Origin of the sequence: Streptantibioticus ferralitis (assembly GCF_029223525.1) — a bacterium.
Lineage (GTDB): Bacteria > Actinomycetota > Actinomycetes > Streptomycetales > Streptomycetaceae > Streptantibioticus_A > Streptantibioticus_A ferralitis.
Window position 1 is genome coordinate 474,123 of sequence record NZ_JARHTQ010000003.1, and the last position, 6,000, is coordinate 480,122.

Here is a 6,000-nt window from a genome sequence, read left to right on the forward strand (position 1 = left end):
CGGACTCCAGGTGGTGAATGCGCGGCGGTGCCAGCGCGGTGTGGCACACCCGCAGGCCGGCCTGCGGTTCGGCCGGGCTGACCCCCCAAGACGCAGACATATTAGTGAAGTTGACGGCCCATTGGCGTCTACTCGAACAATCCGCGTAGGCGGCATCGAAGGCACTCGTGATGCGGAGCGAAGCGTCCCGGGGCTGTGCGCCTGCGCACCTCCATATGCCATCGACGATGGGGTTATGGCCGAAAGTAGCAGTGACGGGGGCATGTGCTGGCAGCTACTTGTAATTGGTTGGCGCAGAGGGGGGCGAGGATGCTGCTAGTGATAGGGCTGCTCGTGATCGGGGGAGTGGGGCTGGTCTCGCGGTGCGGCGGGCCGACGTACCGGCATCGGCCCTGTCGACGAACACGCAAGGGGCTGTTCAGCCGGTGTCATCAGCACACCTTCGCCGTTGTCACGGTGACAGACCTGGCGGGGTTAGGGCTCTTCGCCGCCGCGTACGGACTATGGACGCTTGCGGCATGAGACAACGGAGCACCGGCGGATGGGCGGCGCTGCCCCGGTGGGTCTGGGCGTTGCTGGCTCTCGCGGGAGGTGTGGCGGCGGCCAGAGGAGTCTCGGCGCTGTGGGCGCAACCCGCGGGGCCCTGGGGGGTCCTCGCTGTGGTCATCGGTGGTGTCACGGTCGGCTGCGCGCGACCAGGGCGCAAAGCGATTGTCCGGAGAGTGGCTCGTCGGCGGGTACCTGCCGCATCGGCGCGGTACTCACTGGCCCACCTGGACGCGATGGGGGACAGGGAATTCGAGCTGGCGGTGCACCGGCTCCTCATGCGGGATGGCTTCACGTCCAGGCATGTGGGGCGGGCCGGGGACAAGGGAGCCGACGTCATCGCGGTGGATCGGTGGGGCCGGACTCTGGTCGTCCAGTGCAAGAGGTTGCGCTGGGATCGGAGAGTGGGGGACCAGGACGTGCAGCGGGTCAACGGAACCTATCGCCACGATCACGGAGGAGACTTCGCGGCGATCGTGACCACGGGAGGGTTCACCCACCCGGCACGGGCCAGCTGCCCGCGGTATGGGATCCACATGGTGGACCGTCAGGTGCTGGATCAGTGGTCGGACGGAGGAGTGCCGCTGTACAGGCTGTTGGGGATTGCTTCGCCTGTTCGGCGACCGCGGCGGCGGGGATTGTGAGCAGGCGCCCGCCATCCGTGAGATCGCTAGGGTACTGGGTTGACGAATGGCTCCAACGCCCATGCAGCAGGAATAGCTGGCTGACCCAAGGGGGGACATGTCGAAGGACGATCGCGAACTCCGAGTGCGGGTTTTTGGCGCTGACCCGGCACATGCCGAGCGTGAGGCACGGGAGCTCCGTGACGAACTGCGCGAGCTCGACGGGTCCGACGTGCGGTTCGCGGAGCGGCGGTTGCCGGGAACGAGCCGAGACGGTGCGAAGGGAGCGCTCCTCACTCCCGAGGTAGTGCTGGTCATCACAGGCGGCTCCTTGACGCTGGCCCGCGCCGCTGTCAAGGGCTGGGTCGAGGTGCGTAAGAGCCGTTACGTACGGGTGGAGTCCAGCGACGGTACGGTGACCGAGTTGAAGGGCGCGGTGTCGGGCCGGGAAGTGAAAGAGCTACAGGCGCACCACGAGCGGGAGCGGGAATCGCCGGAGGCGAGTGAGTGAGTCGTCAGCATGCGCTGTTGATCGGCACCGCCTCCTACCAGGACGACGTCTTCACCACCCTGCCCTCGGTTCGCGCCGACGTGCACTATCTGAGCCAGGTGCTGGAAATGCCGTCCGTCGGACGCTTCGAGCCATGCGTGCGAGTGGAGGACTCCTCCAAAGCCGCGATCAAGCAGTCCGTCGAGAGTTTCCTCCGCGACCGGGAGCCGGACGAGCTGGTAGTGCTCTACATCAGCGGTCACGGCCTGTACGACACCGAAGACGGCCAGCTGTACTACATCACGGCCGACACCCGGGCCGACCAACTGCAACGCACAGCCATGGAGGCCGCGTTCATCACCGAGCAACTCGAAGCGTGCGCTGCCCGGCGCAAGATCCTGTTGCTCGACTGCTGCTTCAGTGGAGCGGCCGTACAAGGTTTTCGCAGCAAGGGCGGCCCACGAGAGCGGAGTATGTCGGCCGTTGAGGCGAGCGGCGTCTACGTCATCACCGCATCGCACCAGTGGGAGGCGGCCTTTGAATCGTCGTCCGGCGAGCCTTCGCAGTTCACCCGAGCGATGGTCCAGGGGCTCCACTCCGGGCGTGCCGATCTCGACGGTGATGGCAAGGTCTCCGCCGATGACCTGTTCCGGCACATCAGCCGCGAGCTGAAGAACGCTCCGGATGGCAAACAACAGACACCGACCAAGTCCAGCCTCCAGGTGACCGGAGACATCTTCCTCGCGAACTCCGCCGTCGGCCGGCAGGTACCGGCACTCAAGCCGCTGGCTGCCGCACCCGCCATGGCTGAGCAAGGCGCCGGTGGCGCACCGGCCCTCCCATCGGTCAAGGCAGCTGTTGCCGCGTACGACGACACGGCTTTCACCGACGCGGACTGGCCCAAGCTCTTCAAGTACTACCTGCAGTGCCTGCGTGAGGAGAACTCGACCGACCAATTGCTGCCGCTCGTCGGTGGCGATCCGCCGCGCGCCGTCTGGCCTGCGGGAGAGGAAGTTCTCCTCTCGGGGAGCGCGGGGTCCGTCCCCGCGCCGTCCGGCGTCGTTGAGCTGGCCGCGCGGGCACGCCAGGATGGCGCCGATCTCTGGTACGGCTATCCGGTCGTGGTCCTTTTCGACGGCAAGCGGCAGGTGTGCGCGCCGCTTGTGATGCAGCAGATCGAAGTGGCCCAGGACCAGCAGGGCCGCCCCACAGTGGTCCCGGCCGGGCCTGTGGTCCCGCACCCCAAGCTGATATTGGATCGGTTGGGTAAGGATGAGGGGGTTGAACTACTCGCCTCGTACCAGCCGAACTGGCGGCCAGGATTTCGCGAAGAGATGGTGCGCGACCTGCGGAGCCTCCTCGGCCAGCTGGGGCTCGCCGACACCGAACACCTTGATCCCGCTGCGCTCGGTGACGGCGCATCGCTGCCAGCCGCGCATGAGGGAGCGCGCAATGTCGCGCTCGTCCACGCCACGCGCGGCGACTCCGGGACCTCGGCGCAGCTCGTCAAGGACTACTCGTCCATGCAGAAGGCTGTCGGGCAGATTGCGGAGACCGCACTCGGGGCCTTCGCCCGGCCTTTCGAGCGGGATGAGCAGGCTGAGCGTGCCGTGCAGGTCGTTGCTCCCCTGGAGTTGAATGACGGGCAGGAAACCGTGATCCGCGCCGCCATGACCCGCAGGCTCACTGTTGCGACTGGACCTCCCGGCACGGGGAAGAGTCAGTTGATCGTCAATGCGGTGGCCACCGCGCGGGCGGCTGGTCAGTCTGTGCTCGTCGCGTCCACCAACAACAAGGCCGTGGATGAAGTATGGGAGCGCTGCGAGGAACTGGTGCCGGGGTTGCTGGTCCGCACCGGCAGCCGAGGCGGAGAGCGGGACAACGTCGAGGACGAGCTGCGGAGCCTGGAACAGCTGGCACGCGGGACCAAATCCCCTCGCACCTCCGAGGCGCTCCGCGGCGAGTTGCGCAACAACATGCGAGAACAGCTCGCCGCACGCCAGCAGCTCGCGGATGTGGCTCTGCGGGAGCGACAGCTCGCAGACCTGGGCGGTCGACGGCACGAGTATGCCGACCAGCAGCACTGCGACGTCGGAGCGCTCACGACGGCACTGGGCGATGACGCCGCGCTTGACCGATGGCTGCCGACAGCTCGCCGGGCGAGCCGGGCGCGTCTGTTTGGCGGACGGCGGCGCGTCCGAGCTCTGCGCAGGCTGCGGGCACTGGCCATACGGGCAAGGGATCCAGAAGAGTTCAGCGCGCTGGTGCGATTCGCCGAGGACGAGGCGGCCTGGCGGGCACAGGCCGCGATCGCTGACCGGGAGGTGGATGACGCACAACTGCTGGGCCGACTAAGGGACGCTGATCGGAAGGTACGGGATACGGCAGCCGCTCTGCTACAGGCCGTAGTGCCGGAGCACGCCGCGCCTGCCCGGGAAGCCATCCGTGAGCGCATTCAGGCCGTACGAGCGAGGGCGCCGCGCGAATGGGCCGCTCTGGACAACATCCTGCCAAACGTGCCCTGTTGGGCTGTGACCGCCAGGTCCGCTCGCCGCTTCCGGGACCGGCCGGCCATGTTCGACCTAGTGATCGTCGATGAAGCGAGCCAGTGCTCGACGTTGGATGTGCTGCCCTTGCTCTTCCGCGCCCGCAGGGCGCTTGTCATCGGTGACCCGATGCAGCTGCCGCACATCACCAAACTGCAACCGCGTCAGGAGGCGGCGGCCCGAGATGCCGCTGCGGTACGAGGAAGTTGGCTGGAAGAACACAGACTTGGCCATCGGCGCTACTCATCGTTCCATGCCGCCGCTCGCGCGGCCGGTGCCACTCTGCTGCTGGGCGAGCACTACCGGTGCCACCCCGACGTCGTCGGTATCTCCAACCGCTACTGCTATGCGGGGCGTCTGACGGTTCTGACCGATCCGAAGTCGCTGCGGCGCCTCGACGGGGTAGACGCGGTGCAGTGGCTCGACGTCACCGGCACAGCACGACAAGGGCGTGACGGGTCATGGATCAACGGAGAGGAAGCAGAACGAGTTCATATCGCGGTGGAACGGTTGCTGCGCCGGATGCCGGACGGATCCACCGTCGGTGTCGTCACGCCCTTCCGCGCGCAGAAGGACCTGATCGCACGGCGGTGGAAGTCCGAACCCAGGGTGAGGGTCGGGACCGTGCACACCTTCCAGGGTGGGCAACAAGACGTGATGCTGCTTTCCCTCGTCGCTGGTCCGCATATCCGACCCAGTGCCCTGAACTGGCTGTGTAGAGAGGTGAACCTCTGGAACGTGGCGATAACCAGGGCCCGTTCACACCTCATAGTGCTGGGGGACCAGGGTTTCTGGTCAAACCACTCAGGTGTGCCGCGCGCTCTACTGGAAGCCGCCGCGAAGGACGATGGTGCGGGAAGCTCGCACGCCGTCCACGATGAGCAGCACACGCGTCTCGGCGATCGTTTCCAGAAGCTCCTCACAGACGCGGTCCCGGGCTTGCTACTGGACCGTGGCACGGTGACGGACGGCTACCCACATGATTTCGACATCCAATTCAACGGCATGCGAACGCAAGTACTGCTCGACCACGGGGTTGTCCCAGACGCGGATGCCGCACGGCATCTGCGACTGGCGCTGACCAGAGCGGCACTGCTGCCTCGCGGCGTGAGGGTGCCTGCCTGGCATGTGTGGGCAGGACGGACCAACCAGGCTATGCCGATGCAAACAGATCGGCGGATGCCAGCCGCTCCAGTACCCACGTGGCTCCACCAGCGACCGAGTGGTGATGGGTGAGGGCGTCTGGAACCCGATTTGAGAGCTGACCCTGCAAGGCAAGGTCAGTACGAGCGCCGGTCAGGAGCGTGCTATGGCACGCAGGCGACCTGGGGCTACGTCAGAATCCAAGGCGAACTGCGACGGCTCGGCCACCGCGTGGCCGCCGCCACCATCCGACGCGTACTCGGTCGCGCGGGCCTGCCACCCGCACCGCAGCGCACCACTCAACAGACGTGGCACACCTTTCTCCGCTCGCAGGCCCATACGCTGCTCGCCTGCGACTTCCTGCACGTGGACACCGTTCTTCTGAGGCGCCTCTACGTCTTCTTCGTCATGGAGATCAAGATCCGGCGCGTCCACGTTCTCGGCGGCACCACGAATCTGACCGGCGCGTGGGTAGCGCAGCTCGCCCGGAATCTGCTGATGAACCTGGGCTAGAGGGCTGAGCACTGAGCTGCCCCGAGTTTCGTAGCGGCCGGTTTGTGAGTTTTCAGGCGGTGTTCGGGGTCGCCAGGGAACGGTAGTACTCGGCCTCGAATTCCTCGGGTGGAAGGTAGTCGAGGGCGGAGTGCAGACG

3 protein-coding genes and 1 pseudogene are annotated in these 6,000 nt (G+C 66.5%); all 4 read left to right on the forward strand.

The genetic code is table 11. The features are described from left to right. The first annotated feature begins 782 nt into the window (after positions 1-782). Entirely contained in the window at positions 783-1,190 is a 408-nt protein-coding gene (locus P2L57_RS40605) for a restriction endonuclease (RefSeq protein WP_372515633.1), read from the forward strand. Between the two features lie 97 nt (positions 1,191-1,287). Beyond that, entirely contained in the window at positions 1,288-1,680 is a 393-nt protein-coding gene (locus P2L57_RS07265) for an effector-associated constant component EACC1 (RefSeq protein WP_275810091.1), read from the forward strand. A gap of 17 nt (positions 1,681-1,697) precedes the next feature. Then, entirely contained in the window at positions 1,698-5,441 is a 3,744-nt protein-coding gene (locus P2L57_RS07270; protein ID WP_275810094.1) for a caspase, EACC1-associated type, read from the forward strand. Positions 5,442-5,528: 87 nt separating this feature from the next. Next, positions 5,529-5,855: pseudogene (locus P2L57_RS07275) on the forward strand (integrase); the annotation flags it as partial. Between the last annotated feature and the right edge of the window lie 145 nt (positions 5,856-6,000).

What these genes read in the sequence shown, in the direction of transcription:
- P2L57_RS40605 (WP_372515633.1), top strand. Translation starts at nt 783, where the DNA reads ATGGGGGACAGGGAATTCGAGCTGGCGGTGCACCGGCTCCTCATGCGG.
- P2L57_RS07265 (WP_275810091.1), top strand. Translation starts at nt 1,288, where the DNA reads ATGTCGAAGGACGATCGCGAACTCCGAGTGCGGGTTTTTGGCGCTGAC.